This is a genomic window from Sinobaca sp. TMA16-18, assembly GCF_059510535.1.
The window spans coordinates 192,220-214,642 of the sequence record NZ_JCAKFM010000002.1 but is presented as its reverse complement, the minus strand read 5'-3'; the positions used below and the strand labels follow the sequence as shown (position 1 = coordinate 214,642).

Genomic DNA, 22,423 nt, shown 5'->3' with positions numbered 1-22,423 from the left:
ATTTATTTACACGAGGTGAAGGATCATGACCGGTAAAGGTACAATGGATGAAAGTATTCTAGTCTGTGTTTACTATGGGCCAAATGGCGCCAAGTTAATACGCAGAGGATGCAAAATAGCTTCCCGTCTTGACTGTCCTTTATATATAGTATCAATTGACCCTGCTCCCGCCGATAACCTGGACCACGAAAAGAGCCAGTATATCGAAAGCTGGAAGAAGCTTGCAGAAGAGTACGGGGCAACCGAGTTTATTCTGAAAGACAACGAAAAACGCCCTGTCGTTAAAGTGATCGGAGAAGTCGCCAGAGAAAAAGGCATCACCCAGATTATTATCGGCCAGACCGCCAAAAGCCGCTGGGAAGAAATCACGAAAGGATCTTTTGTTAATATTCTTTTAAAAGAGCTTCCGTTTATCGACCTCCATATCATTTCTGTTTCCAGAGAACTTAGAGATCATGACGGAGATTATGAAAAAGGCTGCCACGCTTACCTTGTAAGAGATGGAGATCAATATAAGATCAGCTTTAACCATACAAACGACGCGCAGTACGAAGGCATTTTCTTTAAAGAAACCGGTACCGACTTTAATAACGGCACCTTTAAGTTTATGAAAGACGGCGAAATGCTGGAAATTCATGTAACGGAAGACTATGTAACGGAAAGAGAAAAGCTCGAAGTATAGGAAAAAGAAAAGACGAAACGCTGCGGCGTTTCGTCTTTTTTTACTTCAGGCGGAAAAACCTTCAGCTGTTGGTGGAACCAGAAGCGACCGCACCAACCATGGCGCCTGTCATGGCTGCCTGCTGGGCCTGCAGAATACTTTCCAGCGAAGTCTGGACAGTCGTTTCTATAATAGAAGCTTCTTCTGCGTACTCACTGACCGAAAGCTGCACGGCAATCGTAAAGTTCATTTTTTTATGCCATTTAAATTCTTTGGAGTCATTCAGTGTTTTTTCAATTCTCACAATAAAATCAGCGAGCATTTCTTTTTCTTCGGCCAATGCCATAATTCCCACTTCCGGATAATGAACCGGCCGCACCTTCTTTTCCTGGGCTTCCAGGGTAACGACTACATCTATGGCATGTTTTACGAGAATATCGGTGTCTTCGTTATCACGCAGGGCCAGAATATGGCTCAGCATCTGCAGTTCATTGGATTTTTTAAAACCTTTGTCATTCAAATTCCGGTACAGCTCTTCAATTTTCACCATCAGCGGTCCTTCTTCTACCGGCGACGCAGCCAGAAGCACCGCAATCGGATAATCCGAGCTGGACGTTAAAAACATATGGTCTTTTTTCATTAAGTCAAATACACGCTTGGATCTTTTTATCAGATCCATTCTGCTGTCTGCTTCTTTTTTCAAATCGATCACCAGAAGAGCGGAAATATACGTAAAGCTTCCTCTTTGAAAAGAACCGGCCACTAATTGATCATAGACTTCCATCCATTCATGATACTTGTCTTCAGGATCGTCAAAGCGAATGTCGAGCGTAGCCGCTCCTACATAAACCTGGGCGCCGTTTAAAGCACTGAAAACGCCTTTTTTCTTTTTCATGTACTCCGCAATTTCTTTAAACCGATCGACGTCGAGTTCTTTTTTCCGTACAACGTACATGGAAGAAATCAGCATAAGTACTCTTGCATCCACTACCTGCCACTTTAGTTCTTTTTTTAGAATGGTATAGTACTTTTCATAGGTTTCCAGCTTGTTCATTAAGTTGTTCTCCATGCGATGTCACCCTTTCCGCATCTCTGTCTCTATCTCATGTACCATTATACTGCTTTACAAACCTAAACAGTACCTCCCTCGATTAAACGCCGGCAGAAAGAAGGCCCCTTCCCAGTAGAAGAGGCCTTTTTATTATTTTAATATAACGGGCTGCTTGGCAGTGCCGGGAAGCGGCTTTGTAAATGTTTTGGTCAGATAAAGCATATAAATGAGCCCCACCCCTACCCAGACCAGTCCTCCAACAATCGTCGGCGTATCGAGAAGAAACAAAAGCCAGAGCATAATAAAGGCTCCTATACCAGGCACTCCAATATAGAACACACGCTGGTACAGGCTCGTTGTTTCTTTCTGGCGGATAGCCAGGGCAATAACGGATATATTCACAAAGAAGAAGGCAGTAAGGGCTCCAAAGTTAACGAAACGAAGCGCCGCATCCACACTGATAAATAAAGCGAGAATGGACAGCACCGAAGCAAGGGCAATGTTGAACACCGGCGTTTTAAATCGTGGATGAATGTATCCGAATAATTTTTCAGGCAGGATGCCGTCTCTTCCCATGACGTAAAGCAGTCTGGAAACGGCAGTAATCGAGGCCAGCCCCTGCGTGAAAATAGCTGCGATTAAAACGGTCATAAAGATAGCATTTAATGCGCTGCCTCCAATAAGCGCCATGAGCTCCATCGCCGCGGAATCTATGTTCACGAACGAAAACGCGGGCTGGGCGAGCTGGATCAAATACGAACTGCTGATATGAAGCACGCTGATAATGCCGATCATAATAAAAATCGCTCTTGGAATCGTTTTCTGAGGGTCCACTGTCTCTTCGGACAGTGTAGTAATCGTATCAAAGCCGAGAAAAGAGAAGATAACGACGGAGGCTCCTGCGAGCATAATTGGAACCGTCAGATCCCCGGCAAAAGGCTGAATCGAGAACAGCCCCCCCGCTCCTTCCCCTGTCCACAGGCCGCGGATAAGAATAATACAAAAGGCAATAATAAACACGATCTGCATAATAACGAACAATCCGCTCAAGTTAGCAGAAGAGTTGATGCCCATTACCGCAATCGCTGCCAGCAGCACAATTAAGCCTATAATCCAAACCGGAGCCGGAATTCCCGGAAACTGTGCATTCAGGAAAACACCAAAGGTGATACAGGCAATAATAGGAGCGAATAAGTAATTAAACAAAAGCAGCCACCCTACTAAAAAACCGGCATTAGGATGAATTGCTTTTTTGGCAAAAGTGTAGGCAGAACCGGAGATAGGAATTTTTTTAGCCATAATAGCATAGCTCGTTCCAGTAAATATAACCGCAACAACTGCAAAAATGTAGGCCGGAGTTAAAAATCCCGAAGACCCTTCAAAAGCTACTCCAAATACGGAAAAATAAATCATCGGTGTGTTCCAGGCCAGACCCATAAAAACAACCTGCCATAATGTTAATGTACGTTTCAACTCAGCTCTTTCAGCCATTGTTTTCCTTCTTTCTGTTGGGATCATTTCCATCGATTAAATTATTCCAATATATCATTTCCCTTAACTAAAACATCAGCCGGCCGGGCTGGTTGTACTTGATGATGTTCATTCTCTGGAGTCTTTTTGTTTTAATCAACAACCCTGGCAGAAAATCTATCAACCTATTTTAGCTGGGGGCTTTCATTTTTCTACAGGCTCCAGGCAAAAATAATCGGACTCGAGTGTCTGAGATAACTATTCTAAAAAGTATGTTATATAACCTCACATAAGCGTTGTCTTTCCAAACAGCCTCTACTACACTTTTTATATACACCGCACACATAGCGATCCTCAAAAATAACATAAAGGCCTCCTTGCCTAAGGCATTGAGGGGCGACAAATGCTTTCTAGGGTTCCGCTGTCAGCTTCGCTTCACTGCTGGCAGGGCTGGTCCGAGAGAAAGCGGGCACAGCCGGATCACACGGGCTGCGGCTTACACGGACGGACAAAAGCCTGGGAGATTAAATTCTCTCAGGCTTTTTTTATTACCTTTCAGCCACCTGCTGAATAAGGCTTATGAATCTTAAAGGAGGAAACAATGATGAATAATTATTGGACGAAGTCACTGGAAGCCGGGGAAAAATGGTCGGGGGTTGTTAAAAAAGGCAGCCTGTTCCGCTTAACCGCTTCAGAAAGCACCGCTAATGTATCTATGCTTCTATTCAACGCTCATGATCGGACAGAACGCTACAATATGCCGGATACGCTGAAAGCTCAGCACACCTCCCATTTAACGAAAGGACATGTGTTGATGAGCGACAACGGCAGAGCAATGGCCGGTATTATCGAGGATGACACTGGGTGGCATGATCCTTTTGGCGGCTTTTCTAAAACCGATTGGACGGATGCCCAATTTGGAAAAACAACCTATCAATCCGAGCGGAACGATCGTTATCGCAGCGGAGAAGAGAATTTTTCCATGGAGCTGTTCCGCAATGGTCTGACGATGCGGGATACGGTTCCTGTCTTGAATGTTTTTTCAAAAACAGCCGTCGAGGATGGAGGCGGCATGGTATTTCATCAAGAAAATGCCGGGGCCGGCCAAGCCGTTACGTTCCGGACCGAAATGGACCTGCTTATCGTCTTATCAAATACGCCCCACCCGCTTGATACGTCCACCGTCTACCCTTCGGTCCCTGTAAAGCTTGAAGCGGGTGCTGCTGAGCCGGTAGCCGAAAATGATATTTGTTTAAACTTATGCGAAGAAAACCGTCGTGCATATGAAAACACATGGGAAGCGCACCTGCTTGCTGAAGGTTTTATTGCTGCTCCTGTTTCCACTAAATAAATTTGGAAAATTCAATTATCTGGGAAGGATGATCGATAGTGACACAAGCAAAAGAAGTAACAACCAGCCACCGAAAAATAGAAGATGCCGTTTATACGCGGACGATTCCAGCCGGAAAAGGCTGGATGTACGATTTAGAACCCGGGCAGGTTTTCAGAATTACAGACCTTGAAGGCAACCAGGCGGCAGACACCCTCTTTTATGACGCCTTAAATCCGGAAGACAGCTATAGTGCGATTGAAACGGTCACCGCCCAGAAAAATATCTACCTTACTACCGGCTCGGTTCTCCGGGCAAAATCCGGCCGGCCGCTTCTCACGATTACCGCTGATTCGGTCGGCAGGCATGACACTGTAGGAGGAGCCTGCTCTGCAGAAAGCAACACGGTCCGCTATGCCCATGAGAAAAAAGCGATGCATAACTGCCGCGATACATTTATGTACGAATTATCGAAACGGGGCAGTCACTTTTCCAAACAAGACCTGGCTCCGAACATTAACTTCTTTATGAACGTTCCTATTACGCCGGAAGGCGGCCTTACCTTTGAAGATGGCGTCTCAGCCCCCGGCTATTACGTGGAAATGCAGGCAGAAACTAACACAACTGTACTAATCAGCAACTGTCCGCAGCTTAATAATCCGTGCAACGATTACAACCCCACCCCGATTGAAGTAACCATCTGGAATAACTAATTCATCAATAGAAGAAAGGAGACTGCGTTATGTTTACAAAAGTACTCATTGCCAACCGCGGCGCGATCGCGGTACGAATCGAACGGACATTGAAAAAAATGGGGATTCCTTCCGTCGCTATCTATACAAAAGCCGACCAGGACAGCCTTCACGTGGACCAGGCCGATGAAGCAGTTTTTATTGGAGAAGGAAACGCCCAGGAGAGCTACCTGCATCCGGAAACCATTCTTCAGGCTGCTCTTGATACAGGCGCCGATGCAATTCATCCGGGTTACGGATTTTTAAGTGAAAATGCTCAGTTTGCCCGAACCTGCCAGGAGAAAGGAATTACTTTCATCGGACCTACTCCCGGGCAGATGGAACTGTTTGGCCTAAAACATTCTGCCAGAGAAGCCGCTGCCAACGCAGACGTTCCTCTTCTTCCCGGCACGAACCTGCTGGAGCATGCAGAAGAAGCGGTCGCTGCAGCCGCTGACATCGGCTATCCTGTTATGCTGAAAAGCACCGCCGGCGGAGGCGGTATTGGCATGAGAATCTGCCGCGACAAAGACAGCCTGCTTTCTTCTTTTGATGCCGTAACCCACCTGGCGGAAAATAACTTTAACGACGGCGGCTTGTTTCTGGAGAAATACATCTCTTCTGCCCGCCATATTGAAGTACAGATTTTCGGAAGCTGGAAAGGAGACGTCGTTTCTCTCGGAGAAAGAGACTGCTCCATTCAGCGCAGGAACCAAAAAGTAGTCGAAGAATCTCCGGCTCCCCTGCTTTCAGAGAAGGTTAGAAAAGAAATGGCTGCTTCTGCTGAACGTTTGGCATCTGCTACAGGCTATCAGAATGCCGGCACCGTTGAATTTCTGTATGACCCTGATTCGGAAGCATTTTATTTTCTTGAAATGAACACCAGACTCCAGGTAGAACATGGTGTGACAGAGGAAGTAACCGGCGTTGATTTAGTGGAGTGGATGATTCTCGAAGCCGCTCGCGAACTTCCTGCCTTTCCTCCTATTACGATTCAGGGCCACAGCATACAGGCGCGTGTCTATGCCGAAGACAGCTTTCATGATTTCCGTCCGAGCGTCGGTCAGATCGACCGGGTTGAGCTGTCTTCTCTCGCCCGTAACGAATGCTGGGTACGCGACGGTCTTCAAGTCACTACGCTCTATGACCCAATGCTTGCGAAAGTTATCGTTCATTCCAAAGACCGGAACAGCGCGATTCAACAGCTCAGCGCCGCGCTGGCTGAAACCAAAATGTACGGCGTAACAACCAATCTTCTCTATATAAAAAGCCTTCTGCAGGAGCCTGCTTTTCAGCAGGGAGAAGTTCATACCCAGCTGTTAAACAGCTTTTCTCCTTCCGAGATGGCACTCGAAGTAATAGACGGCGGCATTCAGACAACGGTCCAGGACTGGCCGGGACGGGTCGGCCATTGGGATGTAGGCGTTCCTCCCTGCGGTCCGATGGATCCTCTCTCCTTTCGAATCGGCAACCAGCTTTTGCAGAACGATGAAAAAGCAAGCGGTCTGGAGCTGACGTTACAAGGCGGGTCCTATCGCTTTCGTGAAGCTATGTGGTTTTGTATAACAGGTGCCGATATGCAGCCGGTACTCGACGGAAAAGAGATCAGCCTGTACCATCCGACTTTTGCGGAAAAAGGACAGGTCCTCTCCTTCGGCCAGGCCGAAACAGGCATGCGTACGTACCTGCTTATTTCAGGCGGGTTTGACATGCCGCAGACGCTGGACAGTGCATCCACGTTCACACTGGGCGGATTTGGCGGCCACGGCGGCAGAGCTCTCCGTGCAGGAGACGTGCTGCGTGTAAACGGAAATACTCTTCCTGCTGTCAGCGAACCTTTAGCAGCCTCAGAAAAACCGGCTATTCAAAAAGAGTGGACAATCGGAGTCGTTCCCGGACCACACTGCACGGAGGAATTCCTGCTTCCAGCCTACTTAAAGCAGCTTGAAGACACCGAGTGGGAGGTACACTTTAACAGCTCCAGAACCGGGGTCCGGCTGATCGGCCCTGCACCGTTATGGGCAAGAGAAGATGGCGGCGAAGCGGGACTGCACCCTTCCAACATTCATGATAATGCTTACGCGGTAGGGACACTGGATCTTACAGGAGATATGCCTATTCTCCTCGGCCCGGATGGCCCGAGCCTCGGCGGATTTGTCTGTCCTGTCACAACAGCCTCGGCAGAATTTTGGAAAATCGGCCAGCTTCATGCCGGAGATACAATCCGCTTTCAGCTGTTAACCCTTGATCAGGCAGAGACCCTCCGCCTGGAACAGGAAGCCTATTTGAAGACGCTTCAAGAAGAATCTTCCCATACTTTACCTGTACTATCTTTTGATAAACATTCGTTTGATCCGAATTACCCTATTCTTGCCCGTGAAACTTCAGGCAGACGCTTTCCAATAACGGTCCGCTGCAGCGGGGATGAGAATGTACTCGTCGAATACGGGGAAATGGAGCTCGATCTGCTGCTTCGTTTTCAGGTGCAGGTGCTGATGGAAGCAATCCGCCAGGAAGAGGATTTTCCTATCATGGACCTGACGCCGGGAATTCGTTCTCTGCAGATCCGCATCAATCCACTGGAAAATAATGTCCAGCAGGTTTGTGAAAAAGTGCTGGAACTCGATAAGCAGCTTCCCGCTTTAGAAGATATTACAATCCCATCGCGGATTGTGAAACTTCCGCTTTCCTGGGATGATCCGTCCACCCAGCTTGCCACCGAGCGGTACCAGCAGAATGTCCGGCCGGATGCACCATGGTGTCCCGATAATCTGGAATTTATCCGCAGAATCAACGGTCTCGACAGCATTAACAGCGTAAAAGACGTCGTGTTTGATGCCAACTATCTCGTGATGGGGCTCGGGGACGTTTATCTTGGAGCACCAGTGGCCACCCCAACGGACCCAAGGCACCGGCTCGTAACGACAAAGTATAACCCGGCTCGTACGTGGACACCTGAAAATGCCGTGGGCATCGGCGGAGCCTATATGTGCGTTTACGGGATGGAAGGGCCGGGCGGCTATCAGTTTGTCGGCCGCACCATTCAAATGTGGAACAAATTCCGCGAAACAAAAAGCTTTGAACCCGGCAAGCCATGGCTGCTCCGCTTTTTTGATCAGATTCAATATTACCCGGTCAGCGCCGATGAACTGCTCGAACTTCGGGAGGACTTCCTGCGCGGCCGGTTTGAAGCAGATATTACCGAAACAACGTTTTCTCTTAAAGAGTATATAGAAGACTTACAAACTGTAGAATCCGGTGCTGTTCAATTTAAACAGCATCAGCAGAAAGCCTTCCAGGAAGAACGACAGCGCTGGAAGGAACAGGGCCTGGCAGAATACGTGTCTGAACAGGATGTAAAGACCGAGCAGCCCGCTGAAGGACTGCCGGAAGGGACGTCCCCTGTCACCTGCTCCATTCCCGGCAGTGTATGGAAAGTATTAGTCGAGGACGGATCCGAAGTAAAGCAGGGGGAAACGCTTATTATAGAAGAAAGCATGAAAATGGAATTTATCATCGAAGCTCCCTGTGATGGATATGTGACCGGCCTGTCGATCAAGCCGGGAGATGAAGTCCATCCTGGACAAACTATTTTAGGGATCACCGAAAAAAAGGAGGTTTCTGTTTAATGCATGCTTATCAATCTATTGCTGCCTTAAGAAAAGCCTATACGTCCGGACAAATAGCTCCGGAATCTCTAATTGATCAGCTGATAAGCCAGGCCGGCGAGGAGGAATCCTATCACATTTGGATTACTCCCCCTTCCCTTTCCTTTATTCAGCCTTATTTGGACAGACTCAAGGAGCTTCCGATAGAAGAAGCCCCTTTATGGGGAGTACCCTTTGCTTTAAAAGACAATATTGATCTAGCCGGTGTTCCGACAACTGCCGGATGCGATGCCTACAGCTATATACCTGAAAAGCATGCCACAGCCGCTGCCCGCTTGATCGAAGCAGGAGCAATCCCTGTCGGGAAAACGAACCTCGATCAGTTTGCAACCGGACTGGTCGGCACACGAAGTCCTTATGGGGAGACAAAAAATGCCTGGGATCCTGATTTAATCAGCGGTGGATCAAGTTCCGGCTCGGCTGTCTCTGTCGCAGCAGGACAAACTCTCTTTTCTTTAGGAACAGATACGGCCGGATCCGGACGGGTGCCTGCCGCCTTAAATAATTTAGTCGGATGGAAATCAAGCTTAGGTGCCTGGCCTGTGAGCGGCATCGTGCCGGCCTGTGCAAGCATCGACTGTCTAACCGTATTCACGAATACGATAGAAGACGCCTCTCTCGTAGACTCGGTTATTCGCGGATTCGATGAAACAGATTCATGGTCGCGGTCCACCCCTGCTTTATCAGAAACAAAGCCGCAGTCTTACCTGCTCCCGGATAAAGAACCGGCGTTTTTCGGGCCCTTTGCCGAAAAATACCGCCAGGCATGGACGCGCACGGTGGCCGCACTGGAACAATCCGGTCTTCCGATCAAGTATGTATCTACAGCATTTATGGAAGATGCCGCCGCTGTTTTATATGACGGACCGCTCGTGGCAGAGCGCTGGGCGGAACTGGGCGGATTTGCAGACTCCCATCCCGGGGCTCTCCTGCCTGTTACCGAAAAAGTACTCCGTTCCGGCACGAATCCTGATTACACTGCTGCTGCGTTGTTTCAAGCCAGGCATCAGCTTAAGGCCTATACGAGAAAAGCAGAGGCTCTGCTGCAAAACAACGTACTTATCCTGCCTACCGCCGGCGGAACCTGGAGCCGAAACGACGTAAGGGAAAATCCTATTCAGACGAACAGTGACATGGGACGCTATACCAACCACTGCAATCTGCTTGAGTTATGTGCTGTTTCCCTTCCCCAGCCTTTTGCAGATCACAGCCTTCCGTTCGGCATCACGGTATTTTCCAGTCAGGATAATGACTCTCTTCTGGTTGGCGCCTCGAGAGAAATACAGCGCTGCAGCAGCCGGCCGGAAGTAATGGTTGCTGTGTGCGGCCTGCATATGAGAGGATTTCCGCTTGAAAAACAGATGATCTCCCACGAAGCGTATTTTGTAAAAGAGACAATGTCCGCTTCCAGCTACAAGCTGGTTGAAGTACCGGGATCCCCGGCTAAGCCCGGCATGATTCGTTCCGAAAAGGGAGGCTCTCCCATTGCACTGGAGTTATGGAGAATGCCACTTGATCAGCTGGGCTCATTTACAGCGGGCATTCCCTCCCCGCTTGGAATCGGCAAAGTAGAATTGGAAGATGGAACCTTCACCCCCGGCTTCATCTGCGAGGCAGATGTCGCTGAGTATGGAAAAGATATCACCTCCTTTGGGGGCTGGAAAGCCTATCAGAGCAGTTCTATATCTCTTTAAAAGCCTGCCGGTTGTTTCACGTGAAACAGACCGGCAGGCTTTTCTTATGTTTGTCGAAAATCGTACGTTTTCTTTGAGACGTTGTGTTTTACATAAGGAACTGTTTTAATATGTATTATAGATACATATTAAAAGGAGGCATTTTATGACGACTCAAGGAACACTTTCCACCCGCACGATTGATATTGTAAAAAGCACCGCCCCGGTTTTGGCTGTGCATGGAGAAGCCATTACGACAAAGTTTTACGCTATGCTGTTTGAAGCCCATCCGGAGCTGCTGAACATGTTTAATCATACCAATCAGGCAACCGGCGCCCAGCCAAAAGCTTTGGCGCAGGCTCTGCATGCCGCTGCCTCTTACGTAGACCGTCTTGAAGTACTGGAGCCCTTTGTGGAAAAGACAGCCCAAAAACATGCCAGCGTCGGCGTGAAGCCGGAACATTATCCAATCGTCGGCCATTATTTAATCAAAGCGATGGAAGACGTGCTTCAGGAAAATGCCACACCCGATATTTTAAACGCATGGACTGAAACCTACGATACCGTCGCTGCTATTTTTATTCAGGCCGAACAGAAATTATACGAAACAAAAGCCGAAGAACCTAAAGAATGGACAGGTTATAAAGACTTTACGGTGGTCGATATTGTACAGGAAAGCAGCAGAATGAAGTCATTTTACCTTCAGCCTGCCGACGCCTCCCCCGTGCCTTCTTTCCTGCCCGGCCAGTACGTCAGTCTGCGCTGTTACATCCCCGGAGAAGAATACATACATGTACGCTCCTACAGCCTGTCTGACGCTCCCGGAACCGGCTGCTATAGAATTACGGTCAAGCATGAAGAAGATGGGATCGTTTCTTCCTATCTGCATGAACAGACAGCGGCTGGACAGCATATCGAGCTGTCTGCTCCATATGGCTCCTTTGTGCTTCAGACGGACGATCACAAACCTATTGCCTTCATCAGCGCAGGTTCCGGCTTGACACCGCTTGTCAGTATGATAAAGTCCCTGCCTGATTCCTACAGAGCTCCTGTTACGTTTATTTATGCTGCCAAAAACCACAGCCGTCATCCTTTTCAACAGGAAATCAGCAGTGCCGTCCAAAAACTTCCCGTTTCCCAGGCGCTGACTTTGTATACAGCTCCCGAAGCAGACCACCCGTCTTCTGCTCACTTCGGAACGGAAACGACGCTTACGCCGGAAACACTTCAATCCGCCCTGCCGCAGGAAGATACCCGCTGCTACATCTGCGGACCTCCTGCTTTTGTGGAAGCGGCTGTCTCCTGTCTTCATGAAATGGGCCGGCATGACATTTTTACCGAAAACTTCGTCCCTGTTTCTTAATCTCCATCCTTCTTATGTTAAGATAATGCATAGAATGAAGAAGGAAAGAGAGTTGTACTGTTTGTGTTTACATTAATTGATTTCTTTTATTTGCTGCTTTCCGCCCTTGTGATCCTTCCTGTCGTTTCCATCATCCGGGAGTCCGGCTACTATTTAGTCGTGAGCCTGCTCGGCGCTACCAATAAGAAACTGACGGTAGGAAGCGGTCCCGTGCTGTTCCGAACCGAAACGATTGAAGTCCGCCGCTATTTCTTCATGTACAGCTGGTTTGAATACGATGAAATCAACCCGGATAAAAAATTCTGGCACGGTTTGATTTATGCTTCTCCTATGCTGAGCAATATTATAGTAGCTGTTACCATCAACAGCTTGATTATAGGAGGAATCCTCCCGGACTGGGGATTTTGGAACCAGTTCTTGTTTTATGTATTCTATTTTGTACTGTTTGACGCTCTTCCCGTTTACCTTCCCGACGGCCAGCCCTCGAACGGCCGGGCTATTTTTGATTTGATCTGGCACGGTCAGCGCTCGGATTATTCAAAAGAAAAGCAGGAAGACCAGGAGGGCCGGACACAGGCCCAGGAAGAAACAATGCGAAACCGGGACAAAGATGAACGGGAACGTGATGACCACTCCCGTATGCGTTCAAGAAACACCAGAAAACGATGATAAAAAAGCCGCTCCCTCTAAAAGGAGCGGCTTTTTACTATTTCGTAAACGTATTTTCCAGTGTGCCTATTTCATCAATCGTACATTCCACCTTATCGCCTTTTTTCACAAATTCTGCGCCAAGCGGGCTTCCTGTTAAAATCACGTCACCCGGCTCAAGCGTCATCACTTTGGAAAGATAAGACACCATCCGCTTTAGGGAAACGATCATCAGATCGGATTTGCTGTTTTGTTTTTCTTCTCCATTCACAAATGCTTTCACGTACACATTGAGCGGATCTAAATTCGTCTGAATCGCCGGTCCGAGCGGTGTAAACGTATCAAATGATTTACCCACGGTCCAGTGCCCGGCTTCATGGAAAAACTGCGGGGCCGTCACGTCGTTTCCTACCGTATAGCCGAGAATGCTGTCGAGCACCTCATCTTCTTCGATGTTTTTCGTTCGCTTTCCAATGACTACAGCCAGTTCAGATTCAAACTTAATCTCATCCACGCCTTCCGGAATGCGGACTTCCGCTCCTGAACCAATCAATGAGGAGGCCGGCTTGTAAAAGAAGACCGGAATCTCCGGCTGTGTATCCGGCAGATCTTTTTTGTCTCCTACATAATTGGCTCCAATGCCGATAATTTTCTCCGGCTCTACAGGGGCCAGCAGGGTAACATCTGCATGCCCGTGTGTTTCTCCGGTTGCTTCTCTTCCTGAAAACAGATCCCCTTTAAACGGCTTAAGTCCTTCTTCGGTCCATTCTCCATAATAGTGATTCGACTGGTATTCATATCTGCATAGTTTCATCGTATTCTGCCTCCATTTATTAGGGTTCTGTTACTGTACAGCTTTTTTTACTTCCAGGCAGCGGCCGGGCATCGGAAAGAGCTTGCCCTGGTTCAATAAATTGCCCGGATTGAATACTTCCCGGATTCTCGTTTGTGCTTCGATCTCTTCATCCGAAAAGATAAACCGCATTTCTTCAATCTTCTCAATGCCTACTCCATGTTCTCCCGTTATTGATCCACCCGCGTCAGAGCAGGCTTTCAAACAAGCTGATCCGGCGTCTACCGCTTTCTGGGTTTCTCCTGGATTTCTGGAATCAAACAGAATCAGCGGATGAAGATTGCCGTCCCCTGCGTGAAAGATGTTGGCAATACGCAGTTCGTACTTCCGGCTGATATCATTGATCTGTTCCAGCACTTCCGGCAGCCGGCTTCTTGGAATAACACCATCCTGGACCAGATAGTCAGGGGAAATGGCTCCCATCGCTCCAAACCCGGTCTTACGGTTGGCCCACCATCTGCCGCGTTCCGCGTCGTCTTCCGCCACTTTCACTTCTTTGACGTGATTGTTCCGGCAGACGGCAAGAATTTCTTCAATCTGCTCGTCAATACCAGCAGCAATTCCATCTACTTCAATTAACAGCAGCGCTGCAATATCCCGGGGATGTCCGACAGGGAACGATCCCTCTTCCACCCCTTCTATCGCCGTCTGGTCCATCATTTCCAATGCCGCCGGCACAATGCCTGCGGAAATGATGTCTGATACGGCACGACTGCCGTCTTCCACCTGGTCGAAGTAAGCCAGCACCGTCTGCTTCATTTCAGGATTCTTTAAAATACGAACTGTGATTTCTGTGACGACACCAAGCGTCCCTTCCGAGCCGGTAAGAAGGCCGAGCAGGTCATACCCGGGGGAGTCGGGCACGCCGTCTTCCCCAATCGAAATAATGTCTCCGTTTGGCATGACTACTTCAAGGCCGAGAATATGGTTGGTTGTAACACCGTACTTTAAACAGTGGGCGCCGCCGGCATTCTCTGCTACGTTCCCTCCAATTGTACATACATACTGACTGGATGGATCCGGCGCGTAGTAATAGCCTTTACTGGAAATGGAATTGGTTAAGTGCAGATTCACATAGCCCGGCTGCACGACTGCTTTTCGATTTTCATAATCGACACTCAGCAGCCCTTTCATTTTCACAAGGCTGATGATTACTTCCTTATTGAGCGGTGTTGCACCTCCGCTCAGCCCTGTTCCGGCACCACGGGCCAGAAAAGGCAGGTCGTTTTGAGAACAATATTTAACAAGTTCCGCTACTTCCCTTGTGTTTTTTGGAAACACGACGGCCTTCGGCGAATGTTGATGAATCGTGAAGCCATCGCAGTTATAGGAAAGCATGTCGACATCTTCAAACAGCACTTCTTTTTCTCCGACTATCTTAAAGAATGCTTCAATATGATGGTCCTGGTTTGCACTGATTTTCTTTTTTCTTCTCATTAACTGCATGCCATTTACCCCTTTCCAGAAGTTTGTAACTGCCGCTGTTCTTCTTTTTGTTTTTTATAAGCCCAGTCCAGCAGTTGAATGGTGTGGACAATACGCTCGCTTCTGCCGTATTTCTGTACGCCCATCGCCATCTGCAGCATACAGCCTGGGTTCCCCATCGAGATCATTTCCAGATTTTCCGGTATATTTTCCATTTTCCGATCCAGGACGGCATTGGCCATATCAGGATTTGTCAGGTTGTACACGCCGGCGCTTCCACAGCACGTATCGGCATTTGGCATCTCTACCACGTCCACCCCTGGAATGTCCCGTAGGATTTGACGGGGTTCATCTCTTACTCCCTGCCCATGGGCAAGGTGGCAGGCATCATGATAGGTAATTCTTGTTTTCATTTCAGTCTGCGGTTTCTCATACCCTGTATCGTACAAGTACTTTGAAATATCCTGAATTTTTTCGGAAAATTCTTCAGCTTTTTCTTTCCAGGCCGGCTCGTCTTTAAATAGTTCCGGGTATTCCTGCAGCGCGCATCCGCACCCTGCTGAATTAATTACAACCGTATCGGAATCGCTGAATGCTTCAATATTCTGCTTCGCCAGCTTGCGCCCGGAATCCCGATCGCCTGCATGCACATGAAGCGCTCCGCAGCAGGTCTGATTTTTCGGTATGACTACTTCGCTGCCGTTATGCGTCAGAACATCGATGGTCGCGTCATTAATATCGCTGAACATGACGTCCATGATACAACCTGTCATAAAGGCTACTCTGCCTTTGACTTCGTCGCCCTTCGCAGGAATAACCGGCATGTTTTTGTATTTCTCACGAACAGGATGACCGACGTTAGGCATAATGGCTTCCATGCCGGAAAGATGATCAGGCATCAGGTTCATCGCCCCGGATTTCCGTGTGAGGGACTGAAGGCCGCTGCCCTGATAAAAGCGGAGCAGGCCGCCGACTTTATTTAAGCGGTTCGTGTGTGGAAACAGCTTTTCCAAAATGGTGGAACTGAAGGCTTTCTTCCAGCCGGTGAGCGGCTCCGCCCGGCGGATCTGACCCCGGGCTTCTTCAATCAGCCCGCCGACTTCCACGTCCGCCGGACAGGCGGTAACGCAGGCCCGGCAGTCCAGACAGGTAAAGACAGCGTCCGAGAACGACTGATCCATCTTGATTTCCCCTTCAGCAACGGCGTGAATTAAATGCACGCGCCCTCTTGGGGAGTGCTGCTCCTGACCGGTTTCTAAATAGGTGGGACATGCTTCGAGACACATGCCGCAGTGAACACAGTCATCCCATTTGGCTGGATCGGGATGGTCTTCCGGGAAATAGTTGCTTAAGCTTTTTGTCGAACAGGCCGGCTGCTTTTCCATTGTGTAATCTTTTGCCATACTCATTTTATATCCCTCCGACAAATCGACCCGTGTTCAATACTTTCTCAGGGTCTGCTTGTTTTTTTATACCGCTTAGTAAAAAGAAATAGGACGGCTGATTTCCCCATACGCTGATCTGACGGCGTACAGCAAGCGGAAGATGGGTAATGACAGCATACCCGCCTAATGCTTCTGCCTTCTCCCGAATACTCTTAATTGCTGTCGTGACACTACTTTCCGGACCTTCTATATACATCTTTGCCACACCATGACCGAGTCCGCCGTGCGCATAAACGGAAGCTCCGCTCTCCTGATGCAGACGATCGGTTTCCACCATTAAATGAAACACGTCCATATTTTTACTTCCTGTCTTTACAGACGCTTTAATGTCAGAAGTGGACGATGGCTCTTTAGGTGATAACTCCGTGAAGCGCTTCCAAAAAGAAGCAGCTTCGTCTTTTTCCATGACAGTCATGCTCATTTCTGCCGGTTTGTTTTCCGCCAGCCAGTTCTCCTGAAACGCGACCGCTTTTTCAACGTCTTCAAAGGCAACTGCGAGCGTGTAGCTTTCTATACCGGCTAATTTTTTCGATAAAGCAGGATTCATCAGTTCCAGCGAGACAGGTTCCAGCGTGGAATCCAGAAAACCTACCGTAAACGGACGAAGCTTTTCCCACTGGTCTTTAGAAAAGGAGAGCAGTACGAGCTTTTCCTGTTTCGGAAGCGGACGAAGCTTCAGCGTAATCTCTGAAATCACACCGAGCGTTCCCATGGAGCCGACAAACAGCTTGTTCATGTCGTAGCCGGCGACGTTTTTAACGACTTTTCCGCCGGTACGGGTAATCCTTCCATCCGGATAAACGACCCGCATTCCGATCACATGGTCTCTGGCAGAGCCGTACTTTAACCGTTTCGGGCCGCTGTTGTTGCTTGCCACAATGCCCCCGATCGTCGAATATTCCGGCCATTCCGGGTCAAGCGAGATCATTTGGTTATGGCCTGCCAAAAACTCCTGAATGTCTTTCATCACTGTCCCGGGCTTCACTGTAACCGTCATATCACCGGGAACATGCTCAATTACGCCGGCAAATTTTTCAAGGGAAAGCAGAATATCGTCATTGTCTTTTGTGCCGCCGAATCCCCGCTTGGTGCCTCCGCCTATTATCGATACACTTTTCTGGTTTTCACTTGCATAGGTTAGAATCCGGGCAATTTCTTCTTCTGTTTCGGGATATACGGTATGATCGCCCCCATTACCAAGTGCGTGGGCCTGCTCTGTTTTTGTTATCTGCTGGGGGGATACCACTTCTTCAAGTTCCATATCAAACACTCCTTTCCTTATCTTCCCATAGAATACTTTCCTGCATCTTCTGTTCGACGTACGACAAATGCTTTACCATCGCCTGACGCGCACTTTCCGGATCCGCTTCTTGAATGCAGCGGACAATGTCAGCGTGCTGAGCAATAATTTTTTGAGAGGAAGCCGGATCAGCTGCCAAATACAGATGAAAATCAATCATCGCTTTTTTTGTCGTGGACGATAGAAATTCCATCAGCTGCACAAGAATCGTGTTACCTGCGGCTTTGGCGATTGATTGATGGAAGGCGTAATCCAGCTCCCAGCTGTCCGGACCAAGTGCTGCTTCCATCGCTTTTGCAGCTTCGGCTACTTCGTCTGCCTGCCTGGGCGTCCGGTAGCTCGCTGCCTCTTGCACCATTTCCGTTTCCAGCATTTTTCTTACTTGAAACAGCTCTTGAATTGCCTGCTGGTCTGGAAGAAGAACACCGGAACGAAACAGTTTTGCTGCATCAAAAGGAGAAACAAAAGTACCTTCTCCTTTTTTCACATAGACAAGCCCTTTTCCTTTTAAAGTCGAAATGGCATCACGTACAGCGGACCTTCCTGTTTCAAACAGGACACACAGCTCTCGGACGGACGGCAGTTTTTCGTGGGCTTCGAACGTGCCGGTTTGAATCTGGGTTTCGAGTTCGGCCGCAACGTGTTCCGAAATGTGGACAGCGGGAACTTTTTCCACCTCCATAATCAGTCTCCTTTCTTTGTTATCACATATCAGACAACCTATGTTGAAAAGAAAAGCCGATCCTTACGATGCAGGTACCGGCTTTCTATAGATCGTGTAAAAAAAGGATCACTAACCACGTGATCCTTTTTATTTGTTATTTTCTTCCGCTTACAAGCGCTTCTTTCACTTCACGGCGTCTTCTGTGCAGAATTGGCTCCGTGTAACCGCTTGGCTGTTCCGTTCCTTTAAACACAAGATCACGGGCAGCCTGGAAAGCGATCGATTGATCCGGATCATCACTCATATTTCTGTACTCCGCATCATCGGCATTCTGCTCATCCACTACTTTGGCCATGCGGAGCAGCGTTTCTTCAATCTGCTCTCTCGTGCATATGCCCTGGTGCAGCCAGTTTGTCATATGCTGGCTGGAAATACGGAGGGTCGCTCTGTCTTCCATTAAGCCGACGTTGTTAATATCCGGCACCGTCGAGCAGCCAACACCGTGTTCTACCCAGCGTACAACGTAACCTAAAAGTCCCTGGGCATTATTATCAAGTTCTTCCTGGATCTCTGTTCTGTTCCAGGCGGCCTGTTTATCAACTGGAATAGTAAGAATGTTATCTTTATGATCTTCATTTCGTCCGGCAAGCTCTTCCTGCACGTCGTGCACATTTACCTCATGGTAGTGAAGAGCATGCAGGGTAGCAGCTGTCGGTGAAGGAACCCAGGCTGTGTTCGCGCCTGCTTTAAGCTGTCCGCTTTTTTGTTCAAGCATCAATGCCATCAGCGAAGGCATCGCCCACATTCCTTTTCCAATCTGTGCTCTGCCTTTAAGGCCTGCACCCAGTCCTACATCAACGTTTGATTTTTCATAGCTGCCAAGCCAGATGGACGATTTCATTTCGCTTTTGCGGATCATTGGCCCGCATTCCATTGATGTATGAATTTCATCGCCCGTTCTGTCGAGGAAGCCTGTATTGATGAAGACAACTCTTTCTTTTACTTCTTTGATGCAGTTTTTCAGGTTAATGGTCGTGCGGCGTTCTTCGTCCATGACGCCGATCTTTAACGTATTGCGCTTTAATTCAAGCAGATCTTCAATGCGTTCGAACAATTTATTGGCAAATGCCACTTCCTTGGAACCGTGCATTTTCGGCTTAACGATATAAACGGATCCTTCTCTTGAATTGTGCAGTTCGCCGGTACCGAGAACGTCATGCTTGGCGGCAAGGCTTGTGATTACGCCGTCCATAATGCCTTCCGGTACTTCATTTCCATTTTCATCCAGAATTGCATCTGTTGTCATGAGATGTCCTACGTTTCTCATGAATAAAAGTGCTCTGCCGTGCAGACTCATTTTCCCACCGTGCAGAGACGTGTATTCCCGGTCTGCATTCAGCTTTCTCGTCATCGTCTTTCCGCCTTTATTAAATTCAGCGGTAAGCGTACCTTTCATCAGGCCTAAAATATTGCTGTACACGTTTGTCTTGTCTTCTGCATCTACGGCAGCTACTGAGTCTTCGCAGTCGATGATCGTTGTCGTCGCAGATTCCAGCACAACGTCTTTTACGCCGGCCCCATCGGTTTTGCCGATCGGATGACTGCGGTCAATTTGAATATCTGCATGCAGGTTATTATGCTTAAGGAGAATCGAAGTCGGCTCATCGGCAGAACCCTGGTAGCCCTGAAGCTGGCTTTCGTCTTCAAGCGGCACGGTATCTCCGTTTTCCAGTTTTACGTTCAGGCTCTTTCCTGAAATGCTGTACTGCACAGCATCTGTGTGGGAAGCGCCTTTAAGCGGCACGGTTTTATCGAGAAACGACTTTGCGTACTCCACTACTTTGGCCCCACGCTTTGGATTGTAGTCTGATCCGGCTTCAGCTCCGTCTTCATCGCTGATCACGTCGGTACCGTATAAAGCGTCGTACAGGCTTCCCCAGCGAGCGTTTGCTGCGTTTGCCGCATATCGTTTATTGTCGGCCGGTACCACTAACTGCGGTCCTGCCTGTTTGGTGATTTCTTCATCCACATTGCTTGTGCTGATCTTAAAATCATCTGTTTCCGGCTCTAAATAGCCGATTGATTCAAGAAATGATTTGTATCTTCCAAAATCCCCCCGGCCGTTTTCTTTATGCCAGTGGTCAATTTTTTTCTGAAGCTCTTCTCTTGTTTCCAAAAGCTTTTTATTTTCCGGAATTAAATCATGAAGAAGTTCATCGAAGCCTTTCCAAAACGTATCCTGGTTCAATCCACTTTCGGGAAGTGCCTCGTTGTTAACGAATTCATATAATTCAGAAGCCACCTGGAGTCGTCCGATTTTCTGGTAATTTTGCATATATACATTCCTCCTTCAGGAATTTATTCGATAATATATTTTATTTTCTGATTATATTCATTGTATATGAAAGCGCTGTTTTGTAAAAATACTTATCTGGAATACGTGTTATGCCTTTTGGCTATAGAAAAGAATTGAATACACGTTATAATAGAAAGAAAGCGATTTCTAAAAGGAGAGAACAACATGGATATTCAACATTTGAAATATTTTTCGGAAGTTGCCAGGCAGCTTAATTTCACAAAAGCATCTGCTTCTCTCCACATCTCCCAGCCTTCTCTAAGCAAAGCTATCAAGCATATTGAAGAAGAAATAGGCGTGCCCTTATTTTACCGCTATTCTAAAAAACTCGAATTAACCGATGCCGGAAAGGCAGTACTGGTGAATGCCAAAAAAGTACTGGAAGCCTTTGACAATATGAACGAAGAATTAAGCGACATTATTGAATTAAAAAAAGGCGAAATCCGCATCGGAATTCCGCCTATTATTGGGGCTGCTTTTTTTTCGCAGCTCGTCAGCCGTTATAAGGAAGCCCATCCTTCCATTGATCTTCTCCTGACCGAGGTCGGCACGAAGTCCATCAAACAGGGGGTGGATGAAGGAACCCTTGATATCGGCCTGATCTGCAACCTGCCGGTCGAACAGAAAAATTTCGAGATGGAAAAGCTGCTGAAAGATCCTTTAATGCTGATTGTTCCTATCGGCCATAAATTCGAAGGCCGTGCTTCTGTTGCTATAGAGGAACTCGCAGACGAACGCTTTATTTTATACCGAAACGACTTCTCTTTGTATGATCGGATTATTGAAGAGTGTGAACAGTACAGCTTCTCCCCCAATATTGTCTGTGAGAGCTCGCAGAAAGATTTTATGGTCGACATGGTCGAAGCAACGCTTGGCGTAGCGCTTCTCCCAAGCAGAATCTGCCGGGATATTCACCAAAAACAGATTGCTGCCATTCCTCTGCATGACTCCAATTTACACCTCGAGCTCGGCATGATCTGGAAAAGAGATAAGTACCTGGCATTTGCCGTTCGGGAATTCATTTCTATGTCCCAAAATCATCTGGTTCACTCGACTTGACCGGTCAGCCAGCTTTGCATGATATCCACTGTTTGGCTCGTCTGCTCCGCTGAAGAAATAGAGGCTTCACCGTCACCTCTCTGCGGCCCGTAGCTTCCAAACCCGGCATGATTGCCGCCTGCCAGGTTCGCGGACTCAGTAGTGTCCGGCAGATAAGCCGCCGCTTCATGGTAATTTCCCTGATTAAGTACGCCGTCCTGTTCGGCGGTGATGCTTAAAACGGGAAGGCCGGTTTGATCGAGCCGGCCGCCTTCATCCGGATACGAAGCAAGAAAAAAGACGCCCTGCACTGCCGTTTCGTTTTCAGCTGCATACCTTGATGCCATAGAGCCTCCTAAAGAGTGGCCGCCAATAACAAATGCTTTGTCCGAATTCTCCTCGAGGACACCATCTGCCCGGTTTGGGGCCATCACGGCCAGATTGAAAGGCATTTTCATAATGTATGTTGTGAATCCTTCTTCCGCCAGTCCCTGAGCCAGCGGAGCATAAGCCTGTTCCTCCACAAGACCTCCCGGATAAAAAATAACCGAAGGACCCTGTTCCTGTTCTGCCTGAAATACAATCCAGCTATCTTCTTCCAAGGCAGCCCATTCTGTCATACTTTCCCTGGCTGCAGCATCCGGTGGATAGGGCCGCAGGTATACAAACAATGCGACGGCTGCAGCTGTCATTATAACAACAGCTCCAATAAGCAGACGCTTTCGTGAAAACAGTTTTTTGTTCATC

17 protein-coding genes and 1 riboswitch are annotated in these 22,423 nt (G+C 48.1%); of the genes, 8 read left to right on the top strand and 9 right to left on the bottom strand.

Going from position 1 to position 22,423, the window contains the following annotated elements; translation table 11 throughout:
- Window positions 1-25: 25 nt before the first annotated feature.
- A complete protein-coding gene (locus AC5W14_RS04795; RefSeq protein ID WP_496059907.1) occupies window positions 26-682 on the top strand; it encodes a histidine kinase in 657 nt (218 codons plus the stop codon).
- Window positions 683-743: 61 nt separating this feature from the next.
- On the opposite strand, the gene AC5W14_RS04790 is transcribed toward AC5W14_RS04795, so the two are convergent.
- Together AC5W14_RS04790 and AC5W14_RS04785 are read right to left on the bottom strand one after the other, a co-directional pair.
- Window positions 744-1,730 (bottom strand): DUF4003 family protein, encoded by a 987-nt coding sequence (locus AC5W14_RS04790; RefSeq protein WP_496193811.1) that lies wholly within the window; start codon window positions 1,728-1,730, stop codon window positions 744-746.
- Between the two features lie 132 nt (window positions 1,731-1,862).
- A complete protein-coding gene (locus AC5W14_RS04785) occupies window positions 1,863-3,203 on the bottom strand; it encodes an APC family permease (protein ID WP_496193810.1) in 1,341 nt (446 codons plus the stop codon).
- A 378-nt stretch (window positions 3,204-3,581) separates the two neighbouring features.
- Window positions 3,582-3,707: riboswitch (guanidine-I (ykkC/yxkD leader) on the top strand.
- A gap of 79 nt (window positions 3,708-3,786) precedes the next feature.
- Here AC5W14_RS04785 and AC5W14_RS04780 point away from each other — a divergent pair.
- The 6 genes from AC5W14_RS04780 to AC5W14_RS04755 all read left to right on the top strand — a co-directional run bounded on the left by AC5W14_RS04780 (window position 3,787) and on the right by AC5W14_RS04755 (window position 12,616).
- On the top strand, window positions 3,787-4,533 hold the full coding sequence (locus tag AC5W14_RS04780; RefSeq protein WP_496193940.1) for an urea amidolyase associated protein UAAP1: 747 nt from the start codon (window positions 3,787-3,789) through the stop codon (window positions 4,531-4,533).
- A 38-nt stretch (window positions 4,534-4,571) separates the two neighbouring features.
- Window positions 4,572-5,225, top strand: a complete 654-nt coding sequence (locus AC5W14_RS04775; protein WP_496059911.1) for an urea amidolyase associated protein UAAP2 — start codon at window positions 4,572-4,574, stop codon at window positions 5,223-5,225.
- A 29-nt stretch (window positions 5,226-5,254) separates the two neighbouring features.
- Window positions 5,255-8,872, top strand: coding sequence for an urea carboxylase (gene uca, locus AC5W14_RS04770; protein ID WP_496193809.1), 3,618 nt, complete (start codon window positions 5,255-5,257; stop codon window positions 8,870-8,872).
- On the top strand, window positions 8,872-10,605 hold the full coding sequence (locus tag AC5W14_RS04765; RefSeq protein ID WP_496193808.1) for an allophanate hydrolase: 1,734 nt from the start codon (window positions 8,872-8,874) through the stop codon (window positions 10,603-10,605). The genes uca and AC5W14_RS04765 overlap by 1 nt, the downstream gene beginning before the upstream one ends.
- Before the next feature lie 145 nt (window positions 10,606-10,750).
- Window positions 10,751-11,947, top strand: a complete 1,197-nt coding sequence (hmpA, locus tag AC5W14_RS04760) for an NO-inducible flavohemoprotein (protein WP_496193807.1) — start codon at window positions 10,751-10,753, stop codon at window positions 11,945-11,947.
- 63 nt (window positions 11,948-12,010) lie between these two features.
- Window positions 12,011-12,616: a hypothetical protein gene (locus tag AC5W14_RS04755; RefSeq protein ID WP_496059915.1), complete on the top strand. Its 606-nt coding sequence runs from the start codon at window positions 12,011-12,013 to the stop codon at window positions 12,614-12,616.
- A 37-nt stretch (window positions 12,617-12,653) separates the two neighbouring features.
- Here AC5W14_RS04755 and AC5W14_RS04750 read toward each other — a convergent pair whose 3' ends face one another.
- The 6 genes from AC5W14_RS04750 to AC5W14_RS04725 all read right to left on the bottom strand — a co-directional run bounded on the left by AC5W14_RS04750 (window position 12,654) and on the right by AC5W14_RS04725 (window position 20,617).
- Window positions 12,654-13,409, bottom strand: coding sequence for a fumarylacetoacetate hydrolase family protein (locus AC5W14_RS04750; RefSeq protein ID WP_496193806.1), 756 nt, complete (start codon window positions 13,407-13,409; stop codon window positions 12,654-12,656).
- 30 nt (window positions 13,410-13,439) lie between these two features.
- Entirely contained in the window at window positions 13,440-14,894 is a 1,455-nt protein-coding gene (locus AC5W14_RS04745; RefSeq protein ID WP_496059917.1) for an FAD-linked oxidase C-terminal domain-containing protein, read from the bottom strand.
- Between the two features lie 5 nt (window positions 14,895-14,899).
- Window positions 14,900-16,282 (bottom strand): (Fe-S)-binding protein, encoded by a 1,383-nt coding sequence (locus AC5W14_RS04740; RefSeq protein WP_496059918.1) that lies wholly within the window; start codon window positions 16,280-16,282, stop codon window positions 14,900-14,902.
- Between the two features lies 1 nt (window position 16,283).
- Complete coding sequence (locus tag AC5W14_RS04735) at window positions 16,284-17,579, bottom strand: FAD-binding oxidoreductase (protein WP_496059919.1); 1,296 nt, start codon at window positions 17,577-17,579, stop codon at window positions 16,284-16,286.
- Between the two features lies 1 nt (window position 17,580).
- Complete coding sequence (locus AC5W14_RS04730; RefSeq protein WP_496193805.1) at window positions 17,581-18,300, bottom strand: FadR/GntR family transcriptional regulator; 720 nt, start codon at window positions 18,298-18,300, stop codon at window positions 17,581-17,583.
- Between the two features lie 136 nt (window positions 18,301-18,436).
- Window positions 18,437-20,617: a malate synthase G gene (locus AC5W14_RS04725; protein ID WP_496193804.1), complete on the bottom strand. Its 2,181-nt coding sequence runs from the start codon at window positions 20,615-20,617 to the stop codon at window positions 18,437-18,439.
- A gap of 186 nt (window positions 20,618-20,803) precedes the next feature.
- Between AC5W14_RS04725 and AC5W14_RS04720 the strand changes: the two genes are divergently transcribed.
- Complete coding sequence (locus AC5W14_RS04720; RefSeq protein WP_496059922.1) at window positions 20,804-21,697, top strand: LysR family transcriptional regulator; 894 nt, start codon at window positions 20,804-20,806, stop codon at window positions 21,695-21,697.
- Here the strand turns inward: AC5W14_RS04720 and AC5W14_RS04715 are convergent.
- Window positions 21,685-22,422, bottom strand: a complete 738-nt coding sequence (locus AC5W14_RS04715; RefSeq protein WP_496193803.1) for an alpha/beta fold hydrolase — start codon at window positions 22,420-22,422, stop codon at window positions 21,685-21,687. The two genes, AC5W14_RS04720 and AC5W14_RS04715, sit on opposite strands and share 13 nt — an antisense overlap.
- Between the last annotated feature and the right edge of the window lies 1 nt (window position 22,423).

Coding starts and splice junctions, on each gene's coding strand:
- hmpA (WP_496193807.1), top strand. CDS start 10,751: ATGACGACTCAAGGAACACTTTCCACCCGCACGATTGATATTGTAAAA.
- AC5W14_RS04745 (WP_496059917.1), bottom strand. CDS start 14,894: ATGCAGTTAATGAGAAGAAAAAAGAAAATCAGTGCAAACCAGGACCAT.
- AC5W14_RS04785 (WP_496193810.1), bottom strand. CDS start 3,203: ATGGCTGAAAGAGCTGAGTTGAAACGTACATTAACATTATGGCAGGTT.
- AC5W14_RS04730 (WP_496193805.1), bottom strand. CDS start 18,300: ATGGAGGTGGAAAAAGTTCCCGCTGTCCACATTTCGGAACACGTTGCG.
- AC5W14_RS04765 (WP_496193808.1), top strand. CDS start 8,872: ATGCATGCTTATCAATCTATTGCTGCCTTAAGAAAAGCCTATACGTCC.
- AC5W14_RS04750 (WP_496193806.1), bottom strand. CDS start 13,409: ATGAAACTATGCAGATATGAATACCAGTCGAATCACTATTATGGAGAA.
- uca (WP_496193809.1), top strand. CDS start 5,255: ATGTTTACAAAAGTACTCATTGCCAACCGCGGCGCGATCGCGGTACGA.
- AC5W14_RS04715 (WP_496193803.1), bottom strand. CDS start 22,422: ATGAACAAAAAACTGTTTTCACGAAAGCGTCTGCTTATTGGAGCTGTT.
- AC5W14_RS04790 (WP_496193811.1), bottom strand. CDS start 1,730: ATGGAGAACAACTTAATGAACAAGCTGGAAACCTATGAAAAGTACTAT.
- AC5W14_RS04725 (WP_496193804.1), bottom strand. CDS start 20,617: ATGCAAAATTACCAGAAAATCGGACGACTCCAGGTGGCTTCTGAATTA.
- AC5W14_RS04735 (WP_496059919.1), bottom strand. CDS start 17,579: ATGGAACTTGAAGAAGTGGTATCCCCCCAGCAGATAACAAAAACAGAG.
- AC5W14_RS04795 (WP_496059907.1), top strand. CDS start 26: ATGACCGGTAAAGGTACAATGGATGAAAGTATTCTAGTCTGTGTTTAC.
- AC5W14_RS04780 (WP_496193940.1), top strand. CDS start 3,787: ATGAATAATTATTGGACGAAGTCACTGGAAGCCGGGGAAAAATGGTCG.
- AC5W14_RS04740 (WP_496059918.1), bottom strand. CDS start 16,282: ATGAGTATGGCAAAAGATTACACAATGGAAAAGCAGCCGGCCTGTTCG.
- AC5W14_RS04720 (WP_496059922.1), top strand. CDS start 20,804: ATGGATATTCAACATTTGAAATATTTTTCGGAAGTTGCCAGGCAGCTT.